General features: G+C 55.6%; 12 protein-coding genes and 3 pseudogenes. 13 read left to right on the top strand and 2 right to left on the bottom strand.

The features are described 5' to 3' along the window. Positions 1-78: 78 nt before the first annotated feature. Positions 79-591: pseudogene (locus tag BUB54_RS11205) on the top strand (integrase core domain-containing protein); the annotation flags it as partial. Positions 592-878: 287 nt separating this feature from the next. Here the strand turns inward: BUB54_RS11205 and BUB54_RS21170 are convergent. Then, complete coding sequence (locus BUB54_RS21170; protein WP_199444654.1) at positions 879-1,103, bottom strand: hypothetical protein; 225 nt, start codon at positions 1,101-1,103, stop codon at positions 879-881. 27 nt (positions 1,104-1,130) lie between these two features. Between BUB54_RS21170 and BUB54_RS21165 the strand changes: the two genes are divergently transcribed. Next, positions 1,131-1,370, top strand: a complete 240-nt coding sequence (locus tag BUB54_RS21165; RefSeq protein WP_199444655.1) for an LbetaH domain-containing protein — start codon at positions 1,131-1,133, stop codon at positions 1,368-1,370. Between the two features lie 498 nt (positions 1,371-1,868). After that, positions 1,869-3,320 carry a purine-cytosine permease family protein gene (locus tag BUB54_RS11195; protein ID WP_048877548.1) on the top strand — a complete coding sequence of 484 codons (1,452 nt, stop codon included), beginning with the start codon at positions 1,869-1,871 and terminating at the stop codon, positions 3,318-3,320. Between the two features lie 17 nt (positions 3,321-3,337). On the opposite strand, the gene BUB54_RS11190 is transcribed toward BUB54_RS11195, so the two are convergent. Beyond that, positions 3,338-4,243: a LysR family transcriptional regulator gene (locus tag BUB54_RS11190; RefSeq protein ID WP_048877549.1), complete on the bottom strand. Its 906-nt coding sequence runs from the start codon at positions 4,241-4,243 to the stop codon at positions 3,338-3,340. Between the two features lie 149 nt (positions 4,244-4,392). Between BUB54_RS11190 and speB the strand changes: the two genes are divergently transcribed. The 10 genes and pseudogenes from speB to BUB54_RS11135 all read left to right on the top strand — a co-directional run bounded on the left by speB (position 4,393) and on the right by BUB54_RS11135 (position 14,730). Next, positions 4,393-5,340 (top strand): agmatinase, encoded by a 948-nt coding sequence (speB, locus tag BUB54_RS11185; protein WP_082075572.1) that lies wholly within the window; start codon positions 4,393-4,395, stop codon positions 5,338-5,340. Positions 5,341-5,577: 237 nt separating this feature from the next. Further along, positions 5,578-6,821: pseudogene (locus BUB54_RS11180) on the top strand (IS701 family transposase). A 287-nt stretch (positions 6,822-7,108) separates the two neighbouring features. After that, positions 7,109-7,884: pseudogene (locus BUB54_RS21480) on the top strand (transposase); the annotation flags it as partial. Between the two features lie 265 nt (positions 7,885-8,149). After that, on the top strand, positions 8,150-8,473 hold the full coding sequence (locus BUB54_RS11165) for an STAS domain-containing protein (protein WP_048877551.1): 324 nt from the start codon (positions 8,150-8,152) through the stop codon (positions 8,471-8,473). Next, entirely contained in the window at positions 8,473-8,838 is a 366-nt protein-coding gene (locus BUB54_RS11160; protein ID WP_048877552.1) for a response regulator, read from the top strand. The genes BUB54_RS11165 and BUB54_RS11160 overlap by 1 nt, the downstream gene beginning before the upstream one ends. Next, entirely contained in the window at positions 8,835-10,835 is a 2,001-nt protein-coding gene (locus tag BUB54_RS11155) for a chemotaxis protein CheA (RefSeq protein ID WP_048877553.1), read from the top strand. Before BUB54_RS11160 ends, BUB54_RS11155 begins: the two co-directional genes overlap by 4 nt. A 15-nt stretch (positions 10,836-10,850) precedes the next feature. Next, the gene (locus BUB54_RS11150) at positions 10,851-11,387 is read left to right on the top strand and encodes a chemotaxis protein CheW (RefSeq protein ID WP_241869301.1); all 537 of its coding nucleotides are present in this window, start codon (positions 10,851-10,853) and stop codon (positions 11,385-11,387) included. 118 nt (positions 11,388-11,505) lie between these two features. Further along, entirely contained in the window at positions 11,506-13,344 is a 1,839-nt protein-coding gene (locus BUB54_RS11145; protein ID WP_048877555.1) for a methyl-accepting chemotaxis protein, read from the top strand. Continuing rightward, positions 13,310-13,834 (top strand): chemotaxis protein CheW, encoded by a 525-nt coding sequence (locus BUB54_RS11140; RefSeq protein WP_244890771.1) that lies wholly within the window; start codon positions 13,310-13,312, stop codon positions 13,832-13,834. The genes BUB54_RS11145 and BUB54_RS11140 overlap by 35 nt, the downstream gene beginning before the upstream one ends. A gap of 74 nt (positions 13,835-13,908) precedes the next feature. Further along, a complete protein-coding gene (locus BUB54_RS11135) occupies positions 13,909-14,730 on the top strand; it encodes a CheR family methyltransferase (protein WP_244890770.1) in 822 nt (273 codons plus the stop codon).

The raw sequence follows: 14,730 nt of genomic DNA, 5'->3' as shown, positions 1-14,730 counted from the left end.
TACGCGGAACTTACGGCTATGCCTGTAGCCGCGTAGCACTCAAACCAAAATATCTCCGGGAAACCTGGCGCGGTTCAGTATCTCTTTGTTGGCATTAACCAGACTAGCAAGTTTGCAGCCACGCAACTCGTGGACAAGGCTGATCACAGGACTGCGTGTGAGTTCCTCGAGCATCTGCTCAAGGCCGTCCCCTATCGCATCCACACGTTCGTTACTGACAACGGCATCCAGTTCGCCGAGCAGCCCCGCAACCGGAATACAGCATATTCGCGGCAGATGCGCTTCAACATGATCTGCGAAGCCAACGGGATTGAGCACCGTCTGATGAAGCAGAATCATCCCTGGACCAACGGCCAGGTCGAGCGGATGAACCAAACGATCAGGGACGCTACCGTCAAACGCTTTCGCTAAGACAGCCACGAACAGCTGCGCACACATCTCGCCGACTTCCTGTCAGCTTACAACTTTGCACGAAGGCTCAAGATGCTCAGCGGCCTCACGCCCTAAGAATACATCTGCAAAATCTGGACTTCAGAGCCAGATCGATTCATCCTAAATCCAATCCACCAGATGCCGGGACTGAACACCTAGGCTTTATAGGCGGAGGGACTGACTTTCAGCTCCTCAACGCCATGAACTTATTCGATTACAAGACCGTTTCTCTGCTGCTTATCATCACATTAGTGCTGGTAATTGCGGATGAACGCGGCACAGCCCTCCTACGCTAGAGGCTGCTTTGATAGAGCATATTTTTCTAAAAATCGCCGAGATGGTGATAGACTCTAGTATACGCATTCGGGAATGCGGAAATCGGGTGGCGTTGCGCGATGCTGCGTAATTCTCGCATCGAATATGCAAGTTTTGGCGATTACTCCTATTTAGGTGAGCATTGTGAAGTAGCGGTTGCGTGGACCGGGGAATTCTTCGCCATTGCCAACATAGTGCGATTTGGAGCGTCGACCCACCCGATGCAGCGGCCCAGTTAGCACCGCTTCACCTATGTGCCGGAATATTACGAGAGAGGTGCCAAACGCGATGCCGAGTTCTCCGTCACCTACCGCGATGCGCGAGTAGTGGTAGGCCATGATGTGTGGATCGGTCATAGCGCTATCATCCTGCTAGGTGTGACTATGGCGGATGGCGTGGTAATCGGCGCAGGGCCTACTGTTTCAAGAGATGGCGCGTCCTACAACATTTTTGGCGGTGTGCTCGCGTGGAAAATACGCGAACGCTTCCCGCGCGAGATCGCAGTCAAGCTGAGCGCCATCTCTTGGTGGAACTGGTCGGAAGAAAAATTCTTTGGGAAGCTGGCTGTCTTTCAAACTGATGATATTGAAGCCTTCTGTGCACGGTTAGCTCCGGCCTCCTGAGGCTTCACAGTAGTAATTTGCGCTGAAATTTGCTTTCAAATCATTGCTTTTCGTTGATGTTCGGGTGATATCTTTTCCGCGCGGCATTGGGAGTATCCGCGCGGCACGGTCGATTTCGGCGCGCAAACGTCGCACCAGAAAGTTTCGTTGTTGTTTCAGTACAGAGCGTCAGCCGAGATGTATCATGGATACTTCCCGAAAGTGGAAACCCTAGAGATGCGAAGCTTCTTGTGGAAACTGCTTTTGAATGCCCATAGTTAGGGACAAACGGGTGAGGGAAATGACGCGTGCTGCACAAGGGTAGCTTAGGATATGAAGCCCTCCTCCGCCCGTCTACGCGAATGGTGGTACATCATAGACCCTGTCGAGGTTTGCCACATAAAGCGTAGGTTTCAAAACTTCATTCTTTTTGAAACTTATTGCCTTGACAGCGTTATGTTTGCGTCTGTGTCATGGGTGATATGCCTCGTGGTCTAACCACAAGAGCGCGAGGACCAAATGGTAACGCTTGCTGATACCGAAGCCGGTAGCATCCGTAATGGCCCCAGCCTGGGGATTGAAACACGCTCCATCGACTTCGTGCCCCCGGCTGAACGTCACGGCAAAGTCTCTGCCCAGGGGCCATTCTGGTTCCTTGGTAACTTCCAGTTTTTCACCATAGCCATTGGGTTTATCGGTCCAGGCATGGGGTTGGGTTTCGGTGCCACAATCCTGGCCTCGGTGCTGGGCATTTTGTTCGGCACCTTGTTCATGGCCTTCCATGCCAGCCAGGGGCCGGATCTCGGTCTGCCACAGATGATCCAGTCCCGCGCGCAATTTGGCTATCGTGGCGTCATCATCCCACTTCTGGGGACGCTTTTTACCTTTGCGGGCTTCAATGTGGTGGATACGGTGCTCATCTCCCAGGGTCTTAACCATCTCTTCGGCTGGCAGATTCCTACTGTGGCACTGATGCTGGGCGCGGTAGCCGCTATCATCGCCATTTTCGGGCATGACTGGCTGCATATTGTCTTCCGTGTGTTGTTCTGGGTCAGTCTGCCACTTTATGTGATCGTTTCGGGCGCCATTCTGTTCGGCATTATTACCCCCCATGCGGCCGGCCATACCAGCTTTGGCTGGATCGCCTTCGCCGCTCAGTTTGCCGCTTGTGCTGCATATAACATTACCTATGCGCCTTATGTGTCGGATTATACGCGCTATCTTCCAACCGGACAGAAGCGCGCGGCCTTAGTGTTGAATGTCTATATTGGTGCTTCAGGTGCAGCCATCTGGCTGATTATTCTGGGTGCTTGGCTCGCTACATATCTTGGTGCGTCGGATGGCATGGTAGCCGTCAGTTCGGCAGGCAATGTGGTGTTTCCGTATCTTGGCACGCTCACCGTGCTAGTCTCGGTCGCGGCACTAACCGCGACTATGGGGCTGAATGCCTATTCCGGCATGCTTACTTTGATCACGGGTTTGGATTGCTTTGCCAATATCCCCTTCTCGCGTGGCGTGCGCATCTCAGGCGTACTAGCACTGGCGATTGTTTGGTTGACAATCTCGCTTTCGCTCAATGCTAATGCCATTAACGCACTTTATGATGCGCTCTCTATGATGCTGTATCTGTTGGTGCCTTGGACCGCAGTGAACCTGATGGATTATTTTTTCGTGCGCAAAGGCCATTATGCCATCGAGGATTTTTTTACTCCCAAGGGCATTTATGGCGCCTGGGGTGGCCGCGGGCTTTTGGCCTATGCTGTCGGCTTTGCCACCAGCGTGCCATTTTTCAACCTGGCCGGGCTATATGAGGGGCCGATAGCCCATGCGCTGGGAGGCGTTGATATTTCCTGGGCTCCGGGATTGTTGGTCTCGGGCGTGGTCTATTATCTCATCACCCGCAACCTTGACCTTTCTGCTGAGCGTTCCGCTATCGCCGCCAGCAATGAGGCGCTGGGTACCAATCTCTGAGCTAGGCGCCGCGGGAGCTATTCCTCCCGCGTTAGCACGGAAGCCGCCAGTGAAGTAAATAGTTTCACCGGCGGCAAAACGAGCTTCGTTGGATCATAAGCAATCTCGAAAGGCGCCAGAAAGCTTAGATCTGCGGGCAAAATCTTTTTGATTGTCTTCGTCTTCTCCCAGTCTTGCGCGTAATGCTCGGGCAGATACCCAAGATAATCGCCGGAGAGGATCATCCGCGCGGCAGCTTCCATATTATTCACGGTAGCACTCGCTCGTTCTGAACGTATATGTTTTGCGTCCCGTGAACCCCAATAACCACGTGATACCAGGCGGTATTTCGCAATCATCGTTCGCGTGATCTCTGTTTCCTTCAGATTGAACAAAGGATGGCAGGCGGCGCAGTAAAAAGAGTGCCGCTCTTCATAGAGCTTTGTGTAGTTCAGCCCGAGCAGAATTTTTGGAAAGCTTCCAATGGCCGCATGCAGCTTTCCGTCCACCACATCGCGTAGCAATTCGTTGGGTGATTTTACCTCAAGATTGATCTGCACATCGCTCATTGTCTGGGTGAATTTATGCAGCAGCACTTCCACCCGGGCCTGCTTGTCACTGATCGTATTATCCAGCAAGCCAATATTCAGCGTGCCGCGCACCTTGGCACGCAAGGCGCTGGCCCTCATGTCGAACCCATCTATCGCCGAGAACAGCTTCTGCGTTTCGGAAAAGATAGTGGCGCCGTCGTCCGTCAGTTTGAAGCCCGCTCGCCCGCGCTGGCACAGCTTTACTCCCAACCGCGTCTCCAGCGCGGAGATCTGGTTGGAAATGGTAGAGGTGTTCACATTCAGTATTGTTTGCGCCGCACTGAATCCGCGTGCCTCCACTACGGTCACGAATACGCGTAGCAAGCGCAGGTCCACGCTATCCAACCGCGCCATCCCCATGTCTCCTATTTCTTATGCTAATGACTTTAATTTATCATTTGATTTAAGAAAATCAAACTAAATAGCGTGCCCGGGTTATGTATGAAAAGGACTGGAAGAGTTACACAAGTGACCTGCATCGGCCCATGAGGAGACGCCCACAGATGGAAAAGCCGCATTTTCCCCAGCCTTTAAGTGGCAACGAGATGCCGCGCTGTGGCGGTATCGCTTCAATGATGCGCCTTCCGGTCTATCCCTCGGCCGAGGGGCTGGATGCCTGCTTCGTCGGCGTGCCGTTCGATCTCGGCACCTCCAACCGCACTGGCACGCGGTTCGGCCCACGGCAGATCCGCACGGAATCGGTAATGCTGCGCCCCTATAACGTGGCCACCCGCAAGGGGCCGTTCGACAGCCTGCGCGTTGCCGATATCGGGGATATCTCGGTAAATCCATATAATCTACGCGATTCCATTGCCCGCATCGAACGTGCCTATGACGTTATTCTGGCAGCCAACTGCAAACCCGTGACCCTCGGCGGCGACCATACCATCGCCCTACCAATCTTGCGTGCCATGGCTAAAAAGCATGGCCGAGTGGGGCTGGTGCATGTCGACGCTCATGCCGACATTAACGACACGATGTTTGGCGAGAAGATCGCTCATGGCACGCCCTTCCGCCGGGCGGTTGAAGAAGGGTTGATTGACCCTAAGCGCACAGTCCAAATTGGTTTGCGGGGCACAGGCTATGCGGCTGACGAGTTCGACTGGGGGCGTAGTCAGGGCTTCACCGTGGTGGAGGCTCATGAGTGTTGGCATAAGTCGCTGGCGCCGCTGATGGTAGAAATTAAGGCTAAGCTTGGTTCGGGGCCTGTTTATGTCTCTTTCGACATAGACAGTCTGGACCCCGCTTTTACTCCTGGCACCGGCACACCCGAGATCGGCGGCCTAACCGTCCCACAGGGGCTTGAGATTATTCGTGGGCTGGATGGGGTGGAGATTGTTGGTGGTGACGTGGTGGAGGTCTCACCGCCTTACGACCCGCAGGGCACCACCGCCCTGGTGGCGGCGAATATCGCTTTTGAGATTTTGTGCGTTTTTCCGGGAGTTAAATGATAGCTGTTCCTGACTTGGTTGTTGTCTGCGTAATCTTCAAAGCGCAGACCATCTCATCAAGGCGTGGACCCATGTTTTTTATCGACATCGATTTCCCCGTGCTATGGGAACGCGCATGTCTGCATTGGACGATGCCGCCTAGCAATACTTTGGCAGAAATTTAGTTTTGGGGGGCGTTCGGGATTTTCAAATCGGGATAGGATTGCTTCGTAGATGGTCGGCATGATGGGGGCGGCCATGAGTGGGAGTGGATCGGATTGGACGGGGAATTTGGAGCGGTGGCTTGAGCCGTTCATTGAACGACTTGGCAACAAGACTCGCTGGCGGACGTGCCCGCGGTATGTTGCGGGCTTGATTGGCCCTGGTGACCGCAAGAGTGTTCAACCGATGACGGTGCGCTTTGCGCCCGGCGATTATGATCGATTGCACCGCTTCGTCGCGGCGGGGGCTAGGGCACGGTGCAGCTAGAGGTGAAATTGTTGACTCAGGCCGATCGGCTTATTGGCGGCGATGACATGGCTTTGGACGTCGACGACACGGCCTCGCCGAAGCAGGGAAGCCACTCAGTTGGCGTGGCGCCGCAATATGTATTGGCCCTGGGCAAGAAGACGAATTGCCGGATGTTAGTATCGCTGATGTTGGCGCGTGGCGAAGTGCCGGTGATGGTGGGGTTGCGGCTGCTTTTGCCGGAGAGTTGGACGCGTGATCCGGCCAGCCTGCAACGGGCGCATGTGCCGGAAGTTCGCCAAGTGTTCAGTAGCAAGTCGGAGATCGCTATCAAAGAGATCGACCGCATTATGGCGGCGGATGTGCGATTCGGTTGAGTGCTGGTCCATGCAGGTTGTGGCTTAAGCGTGCTATTCCGCCAGGCGCTGAGCGCCCGCGGGCTGCATTGGGCAGTCGGTATTCCGCGGCTGCGGCACGTCCCGGACAGCAAGTCGATGGCGGCCGAGACCATGCCGGCTGACGCAGTTTGGCGCTCTCTCAGTTGGCGCCGCGGCACCAAAGGACGCCTGCCGACCCGCTTCGCCGCCCTGCGGGTGCGGGTCGGCGACGGATTGCCGCGACGCATTCATCATATGGGTGGAAAACGCATGCCGGGTGAGCCCGTCTGGTTGGTCGGTGAGCACCGCAAGAATGGCGAGCGCAAATGTTATCTCGTCAATGTACCCGACGATACGCTGCTCAAAGCGCTCGCCGTGACCGTCAAGGCCCGCAGGATCTACGAACAGGTACATCAGCTACTGAAGGAGGAAGTCGGCCTTGATTATTTCGACGGACCGTCAGGGACGTGGCTGCACCGACATGCTCTAATGACAATGATCTCTTACGCCTTCCTTCAGACCCATCGGCTCATCGAGGCTGATGGGGGAAAAAGAAGCTCCGGACCACCACCACAACCAACTCTGCCGGCAGCAAGTCAATCTCGCCATGGCTGCTATAATTGCTGGAGCGCAATCCGCTTAAGCTCGTTGCGGTAGCTCTGGCAAACAATATGGCCCGGATTATCTGGGCCATATTGGTACACGGGGAAGCGTATCGGCGTCAGCCGAACGCTGCCTAACGGTTCGCCGGTGCCAAGGGCTAAAGGCCACGCAGGAGATGGTAACCGATCCCACTGACGAGCGACAAAATTCGTTTTGACCGAAGACAGTTCAATGCCGCAAATCCTGTTTGATGTTGCTCGCGGGGAGCATCTTGGCCTGCGGCAAAAATGCCGCCCAAACAGGGCTAGACATATGACCGCACCAGGAGACGCGACCAGAGCCAACTCGCCGTGACCTTCACTGACCCGCAGGGCTGTTTTGTCTCCAAGGCGTCGGCCTGCCGGCTGCTGAAGGCACATGGTCTGATTACCTCGCCTGCCTTTATCGTTATCAAGGCCGCTGATGAATTCAGCATAAAGACCACTGCACCAAACCAAATTGGGAAAGCGGATTTCACTTATCTGAAAGTCGTCGGCTGGTGCTGAGCCTGCGAAGTTTCCGCGAGCGCGTAGCGCTGTTGGAAAGCTGGCGGAGGAGGGATGTATCTCCCCGCCATCCTCAATGATTATTCGTGCTCAGTCATCACCTGGAGACTAGGCAACGCCATGCAGCTGAGGATGTTACCGACCCGTCTACCCATGCCCTCGAAGCTTCTGGCTGTAACACGGTCAAAGCCTCTCATCAGCCACGCCCGGTATCAGATAATGGGCCGTTCTACATCGCCGGTGATTTGGCAAAATGGCTTACGCGCAAAAACATCAAGCATATCCTTGGCGCATCGTTCCTTCCGCAGACGCAAGGCAAAATCGAGCGGTGGCACCAGACGTTGAAATGGCGCATCCTGCTCGAAAATTACCACCTGCCCGGCAATCTCGAGCAACAGATCGCCGCCTTCATCGACCATTACAATAACCGCATCTATCATTAGACCCTGGGCAATGTCACATCCGCCGATGCCTATTACTGCCGGACTCCGCAAATCCTGCAGCAACGCCAACAGATAAAGTGCCAAACCATCCAGGCCGGGCGCTTACAGCACAATCAAACAGCCGCTTAAACGTTAACCCAATAGATAAGCCAAAGCCTCCGCAAATTCAGATAGTCAACTGTCGTAAATTATCTGACGATGGACACAACGCCTCCCATGGCAGTCAACCGCTTGAGGTGGTCGACTTCAATCAGATCGAAGCCGATGAACTGGGACGGAGAGTAGCTTAAATAATCCCAGGAGTTGGCCAACAGGGGGGGGGAGCTCAGTTATCTTCTCATTAAGAGATAGAGGATAAGAAAATGACAAGTAAATTCCAAGGGCGGGGTATCTTATGGTCGACGATATGTTATCGGTGCTCAAATTGTCTGGTGTCATCGATATTCGTTCGATAGGCGATTCTTTCGAAAAGGTTAAGAATGCCGTCGGGGGAGGGGCTTCAGTTGAAATCGATCTTACAGATATCACGGACATCGACTTGACCTTTGTGCAACTGATCGAATCTGCCAGACGAAGCGCTGCGCTGTCCGGGACAACAATCCGATTATCCGAACCCGCTGGGGGGGTGGTGCTGGAGACCTTAAATCGAGGCGGATTTCTCAATGACCCATCGGACGAGCGCACGCTATTTTGGCTGGGCCGAACGGAGCCGATGTGATGGCATCTATCCTTACGGTCGATGATTCCCCCAGCGTTCGCTGGACCATAAAGATGGCGCTGACGGGTGAAGGCTATGATGTCACCGAAGCCTACGATGGTGAGGACGGGCTTCGTCAAGCAGGGAGCAGGCGGTTCGATCTCATCATCACCGACCTCAACATGCCGGTTATGAATGGTCTGACTATGATCCGGGAGTTGCGCAAATTACCTGTCCATGCCGGTGTGCCCATCCTTTTTCTAACAACTGAATCCGACGGCGGTCTGAAGGCAGAAGCGAAAGCCGCCGGTGCGACGGGCTGGATGACGAAGCCCTTCGACCCCGATAATCTGATTAAACTCGTCAAAAAGATTCTTGCGAGATGAGCGCGAACGAGGGGATCCAAATCTTCCGAGTTGAGGCTCAGGAGCTTTTGGAACAGATCGAGCAAGGGCTTTTGGATCTGGTGCATAATCCGGGCGACAAGGAATTGGTCGCAACGGTTTTCCGTGCCCTGCATACGCTCAAAGGGTCGGGGGCCATGTTCGGCTTCGACGCGCTGGCCGATTTTACCCATCACTGCGAGACAGCGTTCGACCTGGTGCGCAAAGGCGAAGTTCCGGCGACGCGGGAGCTAGTGGCGGCGGTTTTGAATGCTATGGACCATATGCGCGCTCTTGCTGAAGGGCGTGCAGCGGCGGCAGCCGAAGGCGAGGTGTTGCTGGAGGCGTTGGAGCGCGTCGTGGGAGTTGGGGCCGCAGCTTCCGGCGCTGGTAGTTCCAGTGTCATTGCGGCTGGTTCAGAGGGTGACGTGTCACTGACCACCTGGCATTTGCGTTTCACCTTGGCTGCCGATGTTCTAGTGAACGGCACACGTCCGCTGCCGATGCTCGATGAATTGAGAGCTCTGGGCAAAAGCCGGATCGATGTGATCGTCGACAACATACCTCCGCTCGACGAACTCGTTCCGAACTTGTGTTATTTGGGTTGGGATGTGGTTCTGACGACGGATCAACCGCGCTCCGTTATTGAGGATGTATTCATGTTCGTCATGGACGACATGACCTTGCAAATCGAGGCGCTGGCTGCGCCAAGCGCGGCTAGTCCCGCCATCGCGTCTCAAGCAGCATCCGAAGCGGCGCCAACTGCTGTCTCTCAGGCGCCAGAGCGCGCTGTGGTCGGCGGGGATGGCAAGGTTTTGCGTTCAGACGCATTAGTGCGGGTCCCGGCAATGCGACTGGACGAACTGATGGACCGGGTGGGCGAACTGGTGATTGCCCAGTCGCGTCTAAAGCAGATCGCTGGCGCTAGTATTGACATGAATCTGAGATCGGTGGCCGAGGAGATTGAGCATCTCGCCTCTGAACTGCGCGACAGCATGATGTCTGTGCGCATGGTCCCCGTGGCCCAGCTTTTCGGCCGCTTCCGCCGCCTGATCCATGATCTGGCCCGTGAAACAGCCAAGGAAATCGAGTTGGTGACCGAAGGTGAAGCCACGGAACTCGACAAGACCGTGATCGAGCGTCTCGCCGACCCATTGATTCATCTGATCCGCAATGCTGCTGATCACGGTCTAGAAATGCCACAGGACCGCCGGGCAGCTGGTAAGCCGGCAAAGGGCCGCATCACGCTTTCCGCCCGGCAGGCCGGGGCAGAAGTCGTGATCACCGTGCGTGACGATGGCAGGGGCATGAACCGCGACCGAGTGCGTTCCAAGGCCGAGGAGAACGGTTTGGTCGCACCGGGTGCTGTGCTCAGCGATCAGGAATTGCTCCAGATGATTTTCCAGCCCGGCTTCTCGACCGCCGCTGCAGTGACCAATCTTTCCGGTCGCGGTGTTGGCATGGATGTTGTTAAGCGGACGATTGACGGCCTCCGAGGCACGCTGGAGCTTTCAAGCCCGCCTGGCGAGGGCTCCACGGTAGTGCTGCGCATTCCTCTCACTCTGGCCATCATCGATGGTCTGCTCGTGCGTGTAGGGGCGGAGCGCTATGTTATTCCGCTCTCGGCGGTGGAGGAGTGCTTGGAGCTATCGGCTGCGCAGGACCAGCGTTCCCGCGGTCGGAGCTTGCTAACTATCCGCGAACAGCTTGTTCCCTTCGTCCGGCTGCACGACATGTTCAAGACTGGCATGCAGCCGGATCGATACCAGAAGATCGTTGTGATCTCGAGCGGCGTGGAGCGCGTCGGGCTAGTGGTGGATCAGATACTGGGGGACCACCAGACAGTCATCAAGCCACTATCATCGTTCCACTCGGAAGTTGGCTCCTTCTCGGGTGCCACAATTCTGGGAGATGGCAGCGTCGCCTTGATTCTGGATGTAGGCGCCTTGGTGGCCGCCGAGGCCCATCATAACCCACCGCCGCTGCGGGTTGCGAGCTGAGAGAGGGACAGAGTCATGCAAGCTCAATCTGCTAGCCTAAGCGCCATGCCGGCCCCAGCGATAAGTGGCGGGGGTGGTCTGGAAGTGCTGACATTTGATCTGGCGGGCGAAATCTTCGCTCTGGAGGCTATTCTGGTTCGAGAGGTATTGGATAAATCCCCTGAAACCTACGTACCGGGAGCGCCCGTCTTTGTCGATGCGGTGATCAATTTTCGCGGGCGGATCATCCCACTCGCGGATCTGAGGCTGGCATTTGACCTCGAGGCCCGCGGCATCTCGCACGACAGCCGTATCATCGTCATCGAATTTGAAATTGATGGTGAAACAGCGCTGCTCGCCTTGCGTGCCGACAAGGTCTTCGAAGTCACAATGATCCAGGATACCGCGACCGAGGCCGCGCCGCGTCTTGGTATGCGCTGGCGACCGGACTTCATCCGCTATCTCGCCAAACGGGGCGACGATATCATCATCCTCCCCGATCTGGCCGCCGTATTCGCTGCCCGGGGCAAGGCCGATGGCGGGGGCGTCCGTCTGCCGGGCCAATCCGGATGAGTCCGGTGCACCAGCCGCAACATTGGGCAGAAAATGATGGCTGCGAAGCTTCAGCTTCGGCTTTCACGATTCAGATTTCTGCCGGCTTCTTCAAACCGTTTAGCTGAAAGCCCTCGTTATGCGATTCACCATCAAACTCAAGCTCGCTTTATCATTTGGTATCATCCTCCTCCTGCTCATGAGCGCTGCTGGCTATGCCGTCTTTGGCCTTGCCACCATGAATGCCACGATCACCGAATTGATAAGCGGTCCAGTCGCCAGGATGCGGCTCGCGGATAATATCAGCTTGAAGCTTCTCGATATTAGTCGCGCCGAGAAGGACATCATCCTCGAGACCGATCAGACCAAGATGCAGGGCTATGATAACGAGCTCAGACAGGACCGTCAGGATTTCGAGGCCCTTCTCAATAAAGGCGATCAGAGCAGATCGACCAAGGAACGAGCTAAATATGTCGAATTGCGCTCGCTTTGGGAAACCATGAAGCCGTTGGACAGCCAGTTGCGGGCCTATGCGATGGATAACCAGAATGAACAAGCGCATGCACTGTCCGTCGGGCAATTGAAGACGCTGACGGGTAAGTCTGTCGCCATAACGGATGACCTCGTCACATTAGCGAACCAGGATATGCGGGCCCAACAGCAGGCAGCCAGCAGAACTTATCGCACCATCCGCGACGCGTTGATCGCCGTTGCTATTGGATCGTTGCTTATCGCGCTTATCGCGGCGATCTGGCTGGCGTTGTCAATCAGCAAGGGATTGAACAAAATAGCCACGCTAGCCGACGCGGTAGCGATCGGTGACCTCAACAAAGAGGTCGAGATCAATACCAATGACGAGATCAAAGATCTGGTTGATACGGTCAACCGTATGAGCGCCAACCTGCGTGCGACCGCCGCGATTGCGGACAAAATCGCTGATGGCGACCTAACGGTGCAGCCCAAACCACTCTCAGAGAAAGATACGCTCGGCTTAGCGTTGGAGAGCATGTCCCTGCGACTGCGTGACGTCGTGGGTAATGCAATACTTGCCTCGGACAATGTATCTTCGGGCAGCCAGGAACTTTCGGCGACAGCCGAGCAGGTAAGCCAGGGGGCAACCGAGCAGGCTTCGGCGGCAGAGCAGGCTTCTGCCTCGATGGAGCAGATGACCGCCAACATCAAGCAGAATGCGGATAACGCTACCCAGACCGAGAAAATTTCCCGGCAGTCGGCTAAGGATGCTGAAACCAGCGGCGAGGCAGTGAACAGCGCGGTCGTGGCGATGCAGACAATTGCTGAAAAAATTACTATCGTGCAGGAAATCGCACGCCAGACTGACCTTCTAGCGTTGAATGCTGCCGTCGAGGCGGCGCGCGCGGGCGAGCATGGCAGAGGCTTCGCGGTTGTGGCGTCGGAAGTGCGCAAGCTGGCTGAACGCAGCCAGATTGCCGCGACCGAGATCGGCGCGGTTTCCACCGAAACTGTGAAGGCGGCTCGGACAGCAGGCGATATGTTGACCAACCTAGTCCCCAATATCCGCAAAACAGCGGAACTCGTGTCGGAGATCAGCGCCGCCTGCCGCGAGCAGGATGTGGGCGCCTCGCAGATCAACGAGGCGATCCAGCAATTGGACAAAGTTACCCAGCAGAATGCGGCAGCATCCGAGCAGATGACTGCAACATCTGAAGAATTGTCGACCCAGGCGGAGGAGTTGCAGGCTGCCATATCGTATTTCCGTACTGATGCGACTGCCCAAGGTAAGCCCGTAGCGGCGAACTCGGCGCACATGCCAGCGCCACGCATGACGGCCAAGTCACCGGCGAAGGTCAAACAGATGCAGGCCAAACCGATGCATAAAGGTACCGAGCCACATGGCAAGTTCATCCCGGTTCGACAGGATGGCAACAACGGCTTCGCCCTCGACCTAACGGTGGGTGGCCCGGATGCCGATGACGCTCAATTCACGGCTTACAGTTAAGGGGCGGGGAGCCATGCAAGGAGGAGATTTCGTAACTTTGGCGCTGGGGAGAGAGGTGTTTGCGGTGCCGGTTGCCTATGTGCGGGAAATCCTAGACTATCGCGCGCCATTCAAGATACCAGAGGGACCAGACTATCTGCTCGGTTTGATTGACGTGCGGGGGCGTGGCACCCCCATGATCGATCTTCGAACGAAGTTGGGATTGCCATCAACGACACCAGATGGCGCAACGCGAATTCTTGTGCTCGACGTTCCGGTCGGCGGACGACTCCTTGGTCTCGGCTTGGTCGCCGATCGAGTGATCGAGGTGGCCAGCTTTGCCGCAACCGATATTGAGGGCGCGCCGGAGATTGGTGTACTGTGGCGCTCAGATTACATCGCTGGCGTTGTACGACGAGAAAATGAATTTGTCGTCTTGTTCGATGTGCCCAAACTCCTTACGAGCAGTGAAACCTCGCTGCTCGAAAACGTACGACACGATGCCGCTTGACGGATGATACGCTGTTAGAGAAGGCGAAACATTGCTTGGGTGGTTCTTTGCTAAACCCGCTATCAGACATTGCCTTGGAGCGCTTCAGCGCACGCAACTTTGAACGACTTGCCGCGCTGATCCATCGGTATAGCGGCATCAAAATGCCGCAAGGGAAACGCACTATGCTCGCAGGCCGGCTGAGATCCCGACTTGTCGCGCTGGAGCTCGATAGCCTAGATGACTATTGCGGCTATATATTTGAGAACCGCGGTATCGCAAATGAACTTGTCCATTTGATCAATGCTGTTTCGACCAATAAAACAGATTTTTTCCGCGAGCCGGTACATTTCGATTTTCTGCGGGAAACGTTTCTCCCTGCACTAGTGCTCGCCGGACGCCGGGCGGTAAAGATCTGGAGTGCCGCAGCGTCTATCGGTGCCGAAGCCTATACCATCGCAATGGTGCTCGAAGATTTTCGCAGAAAAAACCATGGACCTGATTATTCCATTCTAGGAACGGATATCTCCACCGAAGCGCTTGAGATAGCGGTGGCGGGACAGTTTTCCAAGGCGATGATCGATCCTGTTCCGCCGGAGATGCGTAGCCGCTACATTCTGCAATCGCGCGATCAAACCCTGGCCATGGCGAGAATTATTCCGCAATTACGCGCCAAAGTCGCTTGGGCCCGTCTGAATCTGATGGAGAGCCGCTATCCGGTCGACCGTGACATGGATTGTATTTTCTGTCGAAACATTTTGATCTATTTCGACAAATCAACTCAGAATAATGTTTTAAAGCGCCTTTGCGACCATTTGCGACCAGGCGGCTACCTTATTCTTGGTCATTCGGAATCGGGCGCGGGCGCTGAATTGCCCCTGGTCTCCGTCCGCAGCACAATTTTCCGGAGATTATAG

The sequence above is a fragment of the Acidocella aminolytica 101 = DSM 11237 genome (assembly GCF_900129125.1).
Lineage (GTDB): Bacteria > Pseudomonadota > Alphaproteobacteria > Acetobacterales > Acetobacteraceae > Acidocella > Acidocella aminolytica.
The sequence above is the reverse complement of the archived record's forward strand: the minus strand, read 5'-3'. Positions and strand labels throughout refer to the sequence as shown.